The organism is Zavarzinia sp. (assembly GCF_041650655.1).
Lineage (GTDB): Bacteria > Pseudomonadota > Alphaproteobacteria > Zavarziniales > Zavarziniaceae > Zavarzinia.
Window position 1 is genome coordinate 1 of the sequence record NZ_JBAZKR010000103.1, and the last position, 12,607, is coordinate 12,607.

The window sequence follows — 12,607 nt, forward strand, 5'->3', positions numbered from 1 at the left end:
TGGCCGTTTGCGGTTTGATGAAGCTTCGGTGTCAGGTGCCGCGCCGAAGCCTCGTCTCCCGGTGCAGGATGTAGAGCCCGCTGCCGATCACGAGCGCGGCGCCGGCGAAAGTGCCGGCCACCGGCACATCGCCCCAGACCAGATAGCCGAGCACGCTGGCCCAGATGATCGCCGTATAGTCGAAGGGTGCCACCACCGAGACCGGCGCCCGGCTGAAGGCGCTGGTCATCGCCATCTGGGCGACACCGCCGATCAGCCCGATGCCGATCTGGCCGATCCAGTCTTGCAGGCTGGCCGGCGTCTGCCACACGAAGGGCAGGCCGAGGCCGGCTACGATCGACGAGAACAGGCCGAAATAGAAGACGATGGTGACCGACGCCTCTGTCCGCGACAGGACGCGAATGGTCACACCGACCAGGGCATAGGTGAAGGCGCCGGCGATCGGCAGCAGGGCGAGCGGTGTGAACAGACCGCCGCCCGGCCGCACGATGACCAGAACGCCGAGGAAGCCGACGGCGATCGCGGTCCAGCGCCGCCAGCCCACCTGTTCGCCCAGGATCGGCACCGAAAGGGCAGTCATGAACAGGGGCGAGACGAAGGACAGGGCGATGGCGTCCGCCAGCTCGAGATAGCGATAGGCGAGGAAGAAGGTGAAGAGCGAGACCGTGCCGATCATCCCGCGCATGAAATGCAGGCCGGGCCGCCGGGTCCTGACCGCGACGGCGAAACCGCCCGCGCGCAGCATGAAGGGGATCAGCACCATGGTGCCGAAGAAGGCGCGGAAGAAGATGAGCTGCAGGACGTCGTAGCGCTCGGACTGCCATTTGGCCATGGCGTCCATGCCGGTGAACAGCATGACGCCGAGCGCCATCAGGCCGATGCCCCCGATCAGCCCGTCCCCCCTGGTCTGGCCGACGGCATCGGTCGGGACGGCGGTGGGGCTGGGGCTGGCCATGATCTCGTCTTTTTGTTGCAGGCCCCGGCGAGACTGGCGAAAGGCCCTGTCCTGCGCAATCGATGCCGGCGCAGGTCGGCCATGCGCGGGGTGGCGTCAGGCCCCGGCAGTGTCAGGCCCCGGCGGCATCGTTGAAGGCCGTGATCTCCTCGGGCGAGAGGAACCAGGGATTGGTGCCCGAATTATATTCGAAGCCCTGGGCCACCGGATGCCCCTCCTCGCCCAGCCAATTGACCTTGTAGTCGACGTCGAGATTGGAAAAGCGGATCGTCGGCGTCAGGACATAGTGATCCTTGAATTCGATGGTCAGGTGGGAGTCGTCGGCCGGGCACATGATCTCGTGCAGTTTCTCGCCCGGGCGGATGCCGACAACCGTGGTCGGCACACCGGGCGCCATGGCCGCTGCCAGGTCGGCGATGCGCACCGACGGAATCTTGGGCACGAAGATCTCGCCGCCATACATGCGCTGGAAATTGCGCAGCACGAAGTCGACGCCCTGTTGCAGCGTGATCCAGAAGCGGGTCATGCGCGGATCGGTGATCGGCAGCGCCCCCGCCCCTTCGGCGATCAGCTTGCGGAAGAAGGGCACCACCGAACCGCGCGAGCCGACGACATTGCCGTAGCGGACGACGCTGAAGGCGGTCGAATTGGCGCCGCCCATGTTGTTCGCCGCGACGAAGAGCTTGTCGGAGGCGAGCTTGGTAGCACCATAGAGATTGATCGGATTGGCCGCCTTGTCGGTCGAAAGTGCGATGACTTTCTGCACGCCCCGTTCCAGCGCCGCATGGATCACGTTCTCGGCGCCGTAGATATTGGTCTTGATGCATTCCATCGGATTGTATTCGGCCGCCGGCACCTGCTTCAGGGCGGCCGCATGGATCACGAAATCGACTCCGTTCATGGCCTGCACGAGACGCTGGCGGTCGCGCACGTCGCCGATGAAATAGCGCATGCAGGACTGGTTGAAGACCTGCTGCATCTCGTATTGCTTCAGCTCGTCGCGGGAATAGACGATCAGGCGCCGCGGCTTGTATCGGCTCAGGATCGTCTTCACATACATCTTGCCGAAAGAGCCGGTACCACCCGTCACCAGGATCGATTTGTCGTTGAACATCGGACCGTCAGCCTTGCCTCGTTGGTCCTACTATCGTCTGCCTTTGGTTGATTATTGGTTATCGCCGTCAGTCGATCATCGACCAATCGAGCGGCGTGCCGCGGACGAGCGCCCGGCGCGCACGCCGCCCCATCACCTCGGGCGTATGGCGCGGGTGCAGTCCGGCACCGGGGCGGATCGAGCGCACGTTGGCGGGTGTCAGCACCTCGCCGGCGGCAATGTCCGCGGTGACAAAGAGCGAGCGGCCGAAGGCGCGGTTCTGCGCGATGCCTTCCGGCATCTCATAGGTTACGCGGCCGATCGCCGCCTCGGCGGTGCGCACCCCCTCGACCATCAGGGCGAATTCGGCCGGCGTCATCGAGAAGGAGGCATCCGGCCCGCCCAGCGCCCGGTCGATGATGAAATGCTTCTCGATGACCGAGATGCCGAAGCCGACCGCGGCGATCGGCACGGCATGGCCCATCGTGTGGTCGGACAGACCGACCTTCACGCCGAAAGCCGCCGCCATGTTGGGGATCGTGGCCAGATTGGCGTCCTCCGGCCTGGCCGGATAGGCGGAGGTGCATTTGAGCAGGGTGATGTCGTCGTTGCCCCGGCGCCGGCAAGCCGCCACCGCCTCCTCGATGTCGCCGAGACTGGCGATCCCGGTCGAGATCAGCATCGGCTTGCCCTTGGCCGCGACATATTCGATCAGCGGAATATCGTGGATCTCGAAGGAGGCGATCTTGTAGAGGGGAACGCCCAGGTCCTCGAGGAAGTCGACCGCGGTCGGATCGAAGGGGGTCGAGAAGAAGGTCAGGCCCTGGGCCGCCGCCGCATCCCGGATCGCGGCGTGCCATTCCCAGGGCGTATAGGCTTCGCGGTAGAGCTTGTGCAGCGTGGTGCCGTCCCACAGCGTGCCGTGGCGGATCTGGAAATACTCGTTGTCGCAGTCGAGCGTGATCGTGTCGGCCGTATAGGTCTGGATCTTGATCGCGTCGGCGCCGGCCTGTTTGGCCAGGCGCACGGTTTCCAGCGCCTTGTCGAGCGAATGGCCATGGTTGGCGGAGAGTTCCGCGACGATCAGGATGCGCCCGCTCATGGCCACAATTTCTCCACCAGGTCGATCAGGCGCACCGCCCCCAGCCCGTCGACCGCCTGTTGCGCCTGCTGCGCGATGCTCAAGCGAACATCGGGCGAGGCCAGCACCGTCAGTTCGCGGACGATGCTCTCCATCAGTCCCTCGGCATTCCACCAGCCGGCGACACGAAAGCCGGTCAGCGGCGGCCAATGGACCAGATTGTCGTGCTGGTTCTGCGCAGCGCCCACCAGCACCGACGGCACGCCCATGCGCGCCAGTTCGAACACCGTCTGTCCGGCACCGGAGACGCAGACGTCGGCCGCCGCCATGAGCGCCGCCATCGCCTCGGCCGAAAGGCCCTGGTGCCGGCGAATGCGGGGATCGCTCACCTCGCCTGCCCCGATCAGATCGACCGTCGCATCCGGGAAGACCCGGAGCACCAGTTCGGCCAGCTTGGGTCCCAGATGGTGGGGATCGGTGCCGCCCATCACGACCATCACCCGGGTCGGCCGGGATGACACCGCGTGGCGTTCGGCCCCGGCGCGAAAGGCGCGGCGGAGCGGCTGGAAACGCGGACCGGCGACCCAGATCGCGGCGCCGCCCTGGGGATCGATGGCGCCCGGCCCGCCATGCACCACGATCCCGGTCGGATAGGCGAGGCGCGAAGTATCGTCCAGGAACACCGCGCCCCAGGCCGTGCCGGCGAGATCGAGCAGCACGCCCCGCGTAGCATGATAGGAATCGACCAGGACATAGCCGCCGTTCACGGTCCAGTCCGCGGGCAAGCCCTCCTGCCAGGCGCCGAGCGAAACGTCGTCCTCCGCCGCCAGGGCGGCCGCGACCTGGGTGTCGCCATCGACACGCCAAGAAACGATGCCGCCCCGGGTACGCCATTCCTCGGCATAGGCGGTGCAGCGGGTGATATGGCCGAGGCCGCGGTCGCCGCCGCCTTCGGTCAGGATGGTCAGGCGTTGCCGGATGGTGCTCACGTCGCTCCGCCTTCGATGTAGCGATACTTGAATTCGGCCGCGGTCCAATCCGCTTCCGTGTCGATATCCTGCACTTCCATCTCTGGAATTTCGAGCGTGACACAGTGCGCCAGGAAGGTCGGCCGGCGCGCGTAGACCAGGTCGGCCGTCATCCAGTAGAACTGCCCGGCGTCGTGATAGAGCGGCTCGAGATCCTGCGAGCGCGCGTAGTACTGGGCCGGATCGGCCATGCGGGTGGCGCCATCGACGGCGCGCAGCAAGGCGCGCTGCGGCGGATAGGAGAAACGCACCACCGGAAAGGCCGCCTCCGCCCCGCTGTCGCGGAACAGTTGCCAGCATTCGGCGAGGCGCGCGGCGGTCACGAAGGGCGCCGTGGGCAGGATGCAGCACAACGTCTCGAAGGCAGTACCCCCCGCGGCATAACTCTCCAGCACCTCGGCCAGCACGTCGACAATGCCGGCGCGGTCGTCCGAGGCCGCGGCGGAACGGCGGAACGGCACCGCGGCGCCTGCCGCTTCGGCGATGGCGGCGATCTCGTCGTCGTCGGTCGAGACCATGACCTCGTCGAACTGCCCGCTGGCCCGTGCCGCCGCGATCGAATAGGCGATGATCGGCCGGCCGCAGAAGGGCCGGATATTCTTCCGCGGGATCCGCTTCGAGCCGCCGCGGGCGGGAATGATGCAAAGAGAGGTCATGTCAGCGCCCTCACCGCTTCGATCACCCGGGCGACTTCCTCGTCGGTCATGCGCGGGAACAGGGGCAGGCTCAGGCAGCGCTGGTAATAGGCTTCGGCGACCGGGAAATCGCCCGCGCGGTGGCCGTAACGCTCGCGGTACCAGGGTTGCAGATGGACCGGGATGTAATGGACCTGGGTGCCGACGCCGGCCTCGCGCAGGCGCTGCATCACCCCCGCCCGGTCGCGGCCGAGGGCGGCAAAATCGAAGCGCCCGACATAGAGGTGACAGCAGGTCCCCTCGCCCGTCAGCGGCCGCTCGAACCAGGCAAGGTCGCCGAAGGCGGCGTCATAGGCGGCGATGATGGCTTGGCGGCGGGCGCGGAAATCGTCCAGCCGGCGGAGCTGCGAGCAGCCCAGCGCCGCCTGCATCTCGGTCATCCGGTAATTGTAACCGAGGTCCTGCATCTCGTAGTACCAGGGCCCTGGGTGGCTGACGAGCCGCGACGGATCCCGCGTGATGCCATGGGCGCGGAGGTCCCGCAGCTTCTCGTAAAGGCGCGGGTCGTTGGTGGTCACCGCCCCGCCCTCGCCCGTGGTGATCGTCTTCACCGGATGGAAGGAGAACACGGTCATGGCCGAACGGGCGCAGGCGCCGATCATCTCCCCCGTCGGGTAGCGGCCGCCGATCGCATGGGAGGCGTCCTCGACCACGGGGATGCCGCGGCGCCGGGCGATCGCCTCGATCGCCTGCATGTCGGCCGGCACGCCCGCGAAATGAACCGGCGCGATCACCCGAGTCGCCGGCGACAGGGCCTGTTCCAAGAGGTGGGGATCGAGGTTGAAACTGGTGCCGTCGATATCCGAGAAGCGCACCCGGGCGCCCAGGAATTCCATCGCATTGGCGGTCGCGACGAAGGTGATCGGCGTGGTCACCCCTTCGTCCCCCGGGCCGAGGCCCAGCGCCGCATAGGCGAGATGGAGGCCCGCCGTGGCATTGGCGACGGCGACGCAGAAGCGCGCCCCCACATAATCCGCCAAGGCCGCCTCGAAACGCTCGACCGCCGGCCCCTGGGTCAGGAAATCGGATCGCAGCACGGCGAGCACCGCCTGCTCGTCCGCCTCGTCGATCCATTGCCGGCCATAGGGTATCGTCATTGCGCCGCCATCCTGAGCCAGGAAACCCGCCCATGGGTAGCGCGTCATGCTGAAAAAGGGCTTAACGCGGCAATGCCGCACAAGGCCCATAAACAAAAAGGCCGGGAAATCCCGGCCTTTCCATCTGACACCTGCTTCCGCCGCCAGTACATCCGTGGCCGGCGGAAGAGGATGTCGCCGCCTCAGGCGGCCTGGAGGTTCTGCGCCGCCGAACGGCCGGTGCGGCTGTCCATGACGATGTCGAAGCCGACCTTCTGGCCGTCGACCAGGCCGGCGAGGCCCGAACGTTCCACGGCGGAGATGTGCACGAACACATCAGCGCCGCCGTTGTCCGGCTGAATGAAGCCGAAGCCCTTGGTGGTGTTGAAAAATTTGACGGTTCCGATAACCATGACGATTCCTTTCTCAGATCGACACGAGTTCGAGCGCCCCGAAATCTTCGGGACGCCATGATTTCGACATTGAGAGGGAAAGTTCGTCGGGGCGCCGGAGCGCGAAACAAATTTCATCAGCAAGATCGAGATACTGGAAATAGTATCGCCGGGGTGGAGTTTCAAGCGCCAATTCGACATTCACTCGAATTGGCATCAAAAAAAGCCATTCCGAACGACGGCGCCGACCGGAAAACAAAAAGGGCCTTCCCGAAGGAAGGCCCTGAGTGTGAAGGCTGTCGCCTTCAGATTGGTCGGGCAGGCCGGATTTGAACCGACGACCCCCAGTCCCCCAGACTGATGCGCTACCAGGCTGCGCTACTGCCCGTCAGGCGGGTTCGACCCCGCGAGGTCGCGGACTATAGCCGCATCCATCGGCTTGGGCAATGCCGTGGGGGGAAGAATTTTCGACCCCCGCCGGGCGCCCGAAAGCCGCGCATTCCGTGGCTTTCGGGGCTTCGGGCGGGACTCCCGGGCGGGATTGGTGCTCAGGCGCCCGGGGCGGTGTCCGGCGAATCGGCCGCTTCCGGGCCTTGCTGGGGGCGGCGCGAGGCCATGAAATCGTCGAACTCGGCCTTGTCCTTGGCGCGCCGGAGCTGGTCCAGGAATTCGGCGAATTCGCGCTGTTCGTCCTCGAGTCGTCGCAGCGTCTCGGTGCGGTAGTCGTCGAAGGCGCTATTGCCGCTCGAGTGCTGGAAGCCCCGCCCGGCACGACGCCCGCCACAGGGCCCGTACCAGCGGCCGAAGGGCCGGTGTTCCATTCTCCAGGCGGTCATGCGTCCACTCCCGATGAGATAGGCCAGGACGGCGAGGCCGGCCGGCCAGAACAGGATGAAGGCCAGGACCATGGTGGCGATCCAGGCCGGCTTTCCGTAGTCGTCGAGGCGCTCGACGATGCCCATATGCGACGTCCCCATATCCGGACCCTTCATGTCAATGTTAATGACATTTACATAGATTGGAGATGAGCCCGTCCCTGTCAAGGGTGGCGGGGTCGAATTTCAGGCTTCAGGGCGCGATGCCCAGGCCCTTCAGATAGATCAGGACTTCCGCCTCGAGCAGGTCCTCGGCGCTCATGGGCAGGCGGCGGCGGCCGCGATCGGCGCGGGCGAAGAGCGAGGCGATGCCATGCGACATCGACCAGATGTGCAGCGCCATCATCAGGGCGGGCGGCCTGCCTTCCCGCTTCAGTCCGGCGGTCAGGGTCTCGGCCGCGGCGCGCAGCACGCCAAAGGCCCGGTCGCCGGCCGCCCGCAATTCCGCGTGGTCGTCGAGCGAAAGGCCGGCCTCGAACATGGTGGTGTAATAGGCCGGCTCGGCCCTGGCGAAGGCCAGATAGGCACGGCCGACGGCGGTGAAGGCCGCGCTCGGATCGGGCCGTCCGTCGCCCCAGGCCGCCGCCAAGCGGTCGGCGAAGACGTCGAAGCCGCGCCGCGCCACTTCGGCCAGCAAGGCTTCGCGGTCGGGGAAATGGCGATAGGGGGCGGCCGGGCTCACGCCCGCCGCGCGGGCCGCCTCGGCGAAAGTAACGCCGGACAGGCCCTTTTCGACGATCAGGGCCTGCGCCGCCGCGATCAGCGCCTCGCGCAGATTGCCGTGGTGATAGCCCTTTCGGCCGGAATCGCCCGTATCGCCGGGCCCGCGACTGTGCCTGTCCCACGTCATGTGAGTGGTTATTACATCACTGGCGGCAGGCCCGCATGGAAATTCCGGGCCGCCTCAGCGTTCCCGCAGCAGACGGCGGATTTCCTCGAGCTCGCGCCGGAGGTCGAGCACCAGGCCGCGCCAATAGGCGGCGTCCCTCGCCTCTTCCGCCGGCGGTTCATCGATGGCGGGCGCCGGCTGGGCGGCCACGACTGCCGCCGGAGCGGGTGTTGCTTCGGGTTCCGGCGGCGGCTCGGGCGTCCGGTGGTCGGCCAAGCGCTCGGCCACAGGCTTCGCCGTGGCGATCACGGCATGGGCGCCGCTCTCGCGCAGCACCTTCTGCACGCCCTTGATCGTATAGCCGTCGCTATAGAGGAGATGGCGGATGCCGCGCAGCAGGGCGACATCCTCCGGCCGGTAGTAGCGCCGGCCGCCGCCCCGCTTCATCGGCTTGATCTGGGGAAAACGGGTCTCCCAGAAGCGCAGGACGTGCTGCGGCACGTCCAGTTCCTCGGCCACTTCGGAGATCGTGCGGAAGGCGCCCGGCTGCTTGGTGCTGGACCTGGGTGCCCGCGGCTCGTCGCCTTCCCCGTCGAGCGCCCGCGCCGGCATCGCCGTCAGCCCTTGGCCCGCCGCGACAGGCCGGCGTTGATCTGGTCCTTGAGGACGTGGGACGGCCGGAACACCAGCACGCGGCGCGGCTCGATCGGCACTTCCTCGCCCGTCTTGGGATTACGGCCCACGCGGCCGCCCTTCTGGCGCACGGCGAAAGTGCCGAAGGAAGAGATCTTCACCGCCTCGCCCTCGACCAGGCTGGTGGCTATAGCATCGAGCACGGACTCGACCAGTTCGGCGGATTCGTTCCGCGACAGGCCGACTTCCTGATAGACCGCTTCGGCGAGATGAGCCCGCGTGATGGTGGTCGCCATGCACCCCCCAGTGGTGACGGTGTTCGTAACCGTTCCGTCAAGCCTAAGCTGACGGTAGAACCCCGTCAATATCAATGGGATAGGCGGTCCGGCTCAGATCCGGACCAAGCACGAGCCCCAGGTGAAGCCGCCGCCCATGGCTTCCAGCAGGACGAGCTGATCGCGCTGGATGCGGCCGTCGCCCATGGCTTCGGCAAGGGCGAGCGGCACCGAGGCGGCCGACGTGTTGCCATGCTGGCCGACGGTGACGACGACCCGGCTCGTGTCGATGCCGAGCTTGCGCGCCGTGCCGTCGATGATGCGGAGATTGGCCTGGTGCGGCACGATCCAGTCGAGATCGGCCGGGGTCAGGCCGGTGGCCGACAGCGCTTCGCCCACCACTTCGGCCAGATTGACCACGGCGTGGCGGAACACTTCCTTGCCGGTCATGCGGATGTGGCCGACCGTCTGCGTCTTCGATGGGCCGCCGTCGACATAGAGAAGGTCGCGGTAGCGCCCGTCGGCGTGGAGATGGGTGGTGAGAATGCCGCGGTCGCTATTGGCGCCCGCCCCCATGCCCGCTTCCAGCACCACGGCGCCGGCACCGTCGCCGAACAGGACGCAGGTGGTGCGGTCTTCCCAGTCGAGGATGCGCGAGAAAGTCTCTGCCCCGATCACCAGGGCACGCTTGTGCTGCCCCGCCTTGAGGAAATTGTCGGCCGTCGCGAGGGCATAGATAAAGCCCGAGCAGACCGCCTGGATGTCGAAGGCCGCCCCCTGGTGGATACCGAGATTGGCCTGCACCGTGGTCGCGGTCGCGGGGAACGTGTAGTCGGGCGTTGCGGTGGCCAGGATCACGAGGTCGATGTCCTTGGCATCGCGTTCCGCCGCTTCGAGCGCGCGGCGCGCGGCCGCGGTCGCGAGGTCCGAGGTGCATTCACCCTCGGCCGCGATGTGGCGTTGGCGGATCCCGGTGCGGGCGACGATCCATTCGTCGTCGGTGGCGACCTTGGACGCCAATTCGGCGTTGGTTAGCACACGTTCGGGAAGATAGGCGCCGCACCCGAGAAGCAACGACCTGACGACGGCACCACCTTTGTTCATGATTCGACGACGACCTGCGCTTCCGATCCAGACTCCGAACTTGCCTCGCCGCCCGTGGCCGGCGCAACCCGTTTCAGATCCTCCAGGATCCGTTCGGCGAAACCGCCGATGGCGAGATCGGCCGCAATGGCGATCGCCGCCGCGAAACCGACCGCATTGGTGCCGCCGTGGCTCTTCACCACGAGGCCGTTCAGGCCGAGGAAAGCGCCGCCGTTGTAGCGGTTGGGGTCCAGCCGCTCGCGCAGCGCCTGGAGCGCCGGGCGGGCCAGGAAATAGCCGAGCATGGACCAGATCGAGCGCCGGAAAGTGGCCGCGAGATAGGCCGAGACCAGCCGGGCCGTGCCCTCCTGCGTCTTCAGCGCGATATTGCCGGCGAAGCCGTCCGAGACGATGACGTCGGCCTGGCCCTGGGCGATGCCGTTACCTTCGACGAAACCGGTGAAATCGAACGGCAGGTCGGCGGTGTCGCGCAGGATCTGCGCCGCACCGCGGATCGCCTCGTTGCCCTTCAGATCCTCGGTGCCGATATTCAGCAGCGCCACGCGCGGCCGCGGCAGGCCGAGGGAGGCCCTGGCGAAAGCGGCCCCCATGAAGGCGAATTCGACCAGGTTGCGCTCGTCGCAGCCGACATTGGCGCCGAGGTCGAGCATCACCGACTCGCCCCGGATGGTCGGCACGAAGGAGGCGATGGCGGGGCGCGAAATGGCCGGCGCCGTGCGCAGCAGCAGCATGGCGATGGCCATCAGGGCGCCCGTGTTGCCGGCGCTGACCGCCGCCTGGGCCTTGCCCTCGCGCACCGCCTCGCAGGCGAGCCACATGGAGGTGCCCTTGCCGCGGCGCATGGCGGCGCTCGGCTTTTCGTCGGCCGAGATCGCGGTCGCCGTATGCACGAGTTCGCTGCAATCCGCGAGCAGGTCCTGCGCCCGGATCAGCGGTGCGACTTTCGCCTCGTCCCCGAAGAAGACGAAGCGAAGCTGCGGATAGCGTTCGCGGGCAATGGCGGCGCCTTCGACGATGACACCGGGGGCGTGATCGCCCCCCATGGCATCGACAGCGATCACCAGCGGGGACATGGTCGCCATGCCCCGGTCACGCCCGAGATCAGGCCGCCGTGGTCGTGGCGACGACCTCGCGGCCGTCGTAATAACCGCAAGCGCCGCAGACGTGATGCGGCAGCTTCAGTTCGCCGCAGTTCGGGCACTCGTTCGAGGCGACCGGAACCAGCGCATCGTGGCTGCGGCGCATATTGCGACGCGAGCTGGTGGTACGTTTCTTGGGAACAGCCATTTTTCAACTCGTCTTGCGCGCGGGCGCCAGGCCCGCCGGGAAGCGGAGAAAATACACGGAAAGCTCCCGAACTCAAGTGTCTCGGCCACCTTTGAGCACGGCGAAAGGCCGATGGGTGCCCTGCGGCGGTGCCTTTTCCGCTTCTGCTTCCGGCTCCGGCCGGTAGGCAGCCGGGATTTCGGCGCCCGGCGCCCGCGGATAGGGATCGAGCGAGAGGGCCAGTTCCTCCGCCACCACGTCGCCGAGGTCGACGATGCCGTCGATCAGCGGATCTGGCGGATCTTCGCCCTCCGGATCGAATAATTCCTCGACCGAGAAGGTGGCATCGGCATTTTCGGCGCCCGGTTCGAAGACTCGCTCGAACTCGACCTCGACATGCTCCGGGACCGGCTCGAGGCTGACCACGCAGGCCTGGGTCACGTCGGCCACCAGGCGCCCCTTCAGGGCGATGCCGTCACGCCGGTGCGGACGAAGCTCGATCTCGGCCACGAGCGAATCGACCGTGAGGATCGAAAAGCGTTCGGCCAGGGCGGCGCGTTCGGCCGGGTTCGCCGTCAGTTTCTCGATCCGCCCGCGTGGGCCCACGCTCTCGGCCTTCAGGGGGCGCGAGAATTCCGGCACGTTCTGGTCACGGTTCATCGCTCGATCTCCTGCGGCAGGGGGGCCAGCGGCAATTCACCGCTCAAGAATACATCAGCCGATGCCGCCGCATAGGCTGCGACCTGGGCGCGGCAATGGGCCGCCAAGTCGCGCAGGACCTCTTCCGACACCTCCGCCCCCCGATAGAGGTTGCGGCGTAGCGCCTGGACGAATTCGTCGTCCCCCGTCGCCGACAGGGCCGAATCATAGGCGTTCAGGCGGCCGTAGAAAGCCTGGCCCATCTTCTTCACCCGGTGCGGCACGCCCTGGTCGCCGACGCCGAGTTCGCGGAGCGTCCGGTCCATGTCGTTGAACATGGCATCGAACACACCCTGGGAGAGCCGGGCCAGCCGCTTGTCGCTCTCGCCCTTGAAGCGGTTCAGCAGCAGGACGACCTGAAGGGTCACCATGTCGAAGCGCCCGTCCATCGAATCGGCCACCCGAAAGCGGGTGTAGAAGACCGGCGCCCGCGCCCGGGCGACCGCGGCGGCATAGAGTGTCGCCGCGACGCGGAGATCGGAACGGTGGAACAGGCGCTCGAACATGGCGAAAGATCCTGGATCACGAGGCTGCGGAGGCGAAGCCGCCTCGTCGAATTGACAGGTCATCGGCCGGATGACAAGGTGCCACGTCGATTTTTGGCGA

16 protein-coding genes and 1 tRNA gene are annotated in these 12,607 nt (G+C 67.0%); all 17 read right to left on the bottom strand.

All coding sequences use genetic code 11. The features are described from left to right. Window positions 1-31: 31 nt before the first annotated feature. The 17 genes from WC493_RS18400 to WC493_RS18480 all read right to left on the bottom strand — a co-directional run bounded on the left by WC493_RS18400 (window position 32) and on the right by WC493_RS18480 (window position 12,507). The gene (locus WC493_RS18400) at window positions 32-955 is read right to left on the bottom strand and encodes a DMT family transporter (protein WP_373067136.1); all 924 of its coding nucleotides are present in this window, start codon (window positions 953-955) and stop codon (window positions 32-34) included. 112 nt (window positions 956-1,067) lie between these two features. After that, entirely contained in the window at window positions 1,068-2,069 is a 1,002-nt protein-coding gene (gene pseB, locus WC493_RS18405) for a UDP-N-acetylglucosamine 4,6-dehydratase (inverting) (RefSeq protein WP_373067138.1), read from the bottom strand. A 67-nt stretch (window positions 2,070-2,136) separates the two neighbouring features. Next, a complete protein-coding gene (pseI, locus tag WC493_RS18410; protein WP_373067139.1) occupies window positions 2,137-3,150 on the bottom strand; it encodes a pseudaminic acid synthase in 1,014 nt (337 codons plus the stop codon). Further along, the gene (locus WC493_RS18415; RefSeq protein WP_373067140.1) at window positions 3,147-4,118 is read right to left on the bottom strand and encodes a hypothetical protein; all 972 of its coding nucleotides are present in this window, start codon (window positions 4,116-4,118) and stop codon (window positions 3,147-3,149) included. Before WC493_RS18415 ends, pseI begins: the two co-directional genes overlap by 4 nt. Next, window positions 4,115-4,813, bottom strand: coding sequence for a pseudaminic acid cytidylyltransferase (pseF, locus tag WC493_RS18420; protein ID WP_373067142.1), 699 nt, complete (start codon window positions 4,811-4,813; stop codon window positions 4,115-4,117). Before pseF ends, WC493_RS18415 begins: the two co-directional genes overlap by 4 nt. Further along, on the bottom strand, window positions 4,810-5,949 hold the full coding sequence (gene pseC / locus WC493_RS18425) for a UDP-4-amino-4,6-dideoxy-N-acetyl-beta-L-altrosamine transaminase (protein ID WP_373067143.1): 1,140 nt from the start codon (window positions 5,947-5,949) through the stop codon (window positions 4,810-4,812). Before pseC ends, pseF begins: the two co-directional genes overlap by 4 nt. 182 nt (window positions 5,950-6,131) lie before the next feature. Beyond that, window positions 6,132-6,341, bottom strand: coding sequence for a cold-shock protein (locus WC493_RS18430; protein ID WP_373067156.1), 210 nt, complete (start codon window positions 6,339-6,341; stop codon window positions 6,132-6,134). A 290-nt stretch (window positions 6,342-6,631) separates the two neighbouring features. Further along, window positions 6,632-6,708 (bottom strand) — tRNA-Pro (locus WC493_RS18435). 160 nt (window positions 6,709-6,868) lie between these two features. Continuing rightward, window positions 6,869-7,312: a DUF2852 domain-containing protein gene (locus WC493_RS18440; protein WP_373067145.1), complete on the bottom strand. Its 444-nt coding sequence runs from the start codon at window positions 7,310-7,312 to the stop codon at window positions 6,869-6,871. A 76-nt stretch (window positions 7,313-7,388) separates the two neighbouring features. Then, window positions 7,389-8,045, bottom strand: a complete 657-nt coding sequence (locus WC493_RS18445; protein WP_373067146.1) for a TetR/AcrR family transcriptional regulator — start codon at window positions 8,043-8,045, stop codon at window positions 7,389-7,391. Between the two features lie 54 nt (window positions 8,046-8,099). Beyond that, entirely contained in the window at window positions 8,100-8,636 is a 537-nt protein-coding gene (locus tag WC493_RS18450) for a MerR family transcriptional regulator (protein WP_373067147.1), read from the bottom strand. Window positions 8,637-8,641: 5 nt separating this feature from the next. After that, a complete protein-coding gene (locus WC493_RS18455) occupies window positions 8,642-8,953 on the bottom strand; it encodes an integration host factor subunit alpha (protein WP_373067148.1) in 312 nt (103 codons plus the stop codon). Between the two features lie 93 nt (window positions 8,954-9,046). Beyond that, complete coding sequence (locus WC493_RS18460; protein ID WP_373067150.1) at window positions 9,047-10,036, bottom strand: beta-ketoacyl-ACP synthase III; 990 nt, start codon at window positions 10,034-10,036, stop codon at window positions 9,047-9,049. After that, window positions 10,033-11,118 (bottom strand): phosphate acyltransferase PlsX, encoded by a 1,086-nt coding sequence (plsX, locus tag WC493_RS18465; RefSeq protein WP_373067151.1) that lies wholly within the window; start codon window positions 11,116-11,118, stop codon window positions 10,033-10,035. The genes WC493_RS18460 and plsX overlap by 4 nt, the downstream gene beginning before the upstream one ends. Window positions 11,119-11,137: 19 nt before the next feature. Further along, the gene (rpmF, locus tag WC493_RS18470; RefSeq protein ID WP_373067152.1) at window positions 11,138-11,323 is read right to left on the bottom strand and encodes a 50S ribosomal protein L32; all 186 of its coding nucleotides are present in this window, start codon (window positions 11,321-11,323) and stop codon (window positions 11,138-11,140) included. Between the two features lie 72 nt (window positions 11,324-11,395). Beyond that, window positions 11,396-11,962, bottom strand: coding sequence for a DUF177 domain-containing protein (locus WC493_RS18475; protein ID WP_373067154.1), 567 nt, complete (start codon window positions 11,960-11,962; stop codon window positions 11,396-11,398). Further along, window positions 11,959-12,507, bottom strand: coding sequence for a ubiquinol-cytochrome C chaperone family protein (locus WC493_RS18480; protein ID WP_373067155.1), 549 nt, complete (start codon window positions 12,505-12,507; stop codon window positions 11,959-11,961). Before WC493_RS18480 ends, WC493_RS18475 begins: the two co-directional genes overlap by 4 nt. Window positions 12,508-12,607 lie beyond the last annotated feature (100 nt).

Excerpts from the sequence above, each read along its gene's own strand:
- WC493_RS18460 (WP_373067150.1), bottom strand. The coding sequence starts at position 10,036 with ATGAACAAAGGTGGTGCCGTCGTCAGGTCGTTGCTTCTCGGGTGCGGC.
- WC493_RS18440 (WP_373067145.1), bottom strand. The coding sequence starts at position 7,312 with ATGAAGGGTCCGGATATGGGGACGTCGCATATGGGCATCGTCGAGCGC.
- WC493_RS18445 (WP_373067146.1), bottom strand. The coding sequence starts at position 8,045 with ATGACGTGGGACAGGCACAGTCGCGGGCCCGGCGATACGGGCGATTCC.
- WC493_RS18455 (WP_373067148.1), bottom strand. The coding sequence starts at position 8,953 with ATGGCGACCACCATCACGCGGGCTCATCTCGCCGAAGCGGTCTATCAG.
- pseI (WP_373067139.1), bottom strand. The coding sequence starts at position 3,150 with ATGAGCGGGCGCATCCTGATCGTCGCGGAACTCTCCGCCAACCATGGC.
- WC493_RS18430 (WP_373067156.1), bottom strand. The coding sequence starts at position 6,341 with ATGGTTATCGGAACCGTCAAATTTTTCAACACCACCAAGGGCTTCGGC.
- pseB (WP_373067138.1), bottom strand. The coding sequence starts at position 2,069 with ATGTTCAACGACAAATCGATCCTGGTGACGGGTGGTACCGGCTCTTTC.
- WC493_RS18450 (WP_373067147.1), bottom strand. The coding sequence starts at position 8,636 with ATGCCGGCGCGGGCGCTCGACGGGGAAGGCGACGAGCCGCGGGCACCC.
- rpmF (WP_373067152.1), bottom strand. The coding sequence starts at position 11,323 with ATGGCTGTTCCCAAGAAACGTACCACCAGCTCGCGTCGCAATATGCGC.
- pseC (WP_373067143.1), bottom strand. The coding sequence starts at position 5,949 with ATGACGATACCCTATGGCCGGCAATGGATCGACGAGGCGGACGAGCAG.
- WC493_RS18400 (WP_373067136.1), bottom strand. The coding sequence starts at position 955 with ATGGCCAGCCCCAGCCCCACCGCCGTCCCGACCGATGCCGTCGGCCAG.
- pseF (WP_373067142.1), bottom strand. The coding sequence starts at position 4,813 with ATGACCTCTCTTTGCATCATTCCCGCCCGCGGCGGCTCGAAGCGGATC.
- WC493_RS18475 (WP_373067154.1), bottom strand. The coding sequence starts at position 11,962 with ATGAACCGTGACCAGAACGTGCCGGAATTCTCGCGCCCCCTGAAGGCC.
- WC493_RS18480 (WP_373067155.1), bottom strand. The coding sequence starts at position 12,507 with ATGTTCGAGCGCCTGTTCCACCGTTCCGATCTCCGCGTCGCGGCGACA.
- plsX (WP_373067151.1), bottom strand. The coding sequence starts at position 11,118 with ATGGCGACCATGTCCCCGCTGGTGATCGCTGTCGATGCCATGGGGGGC.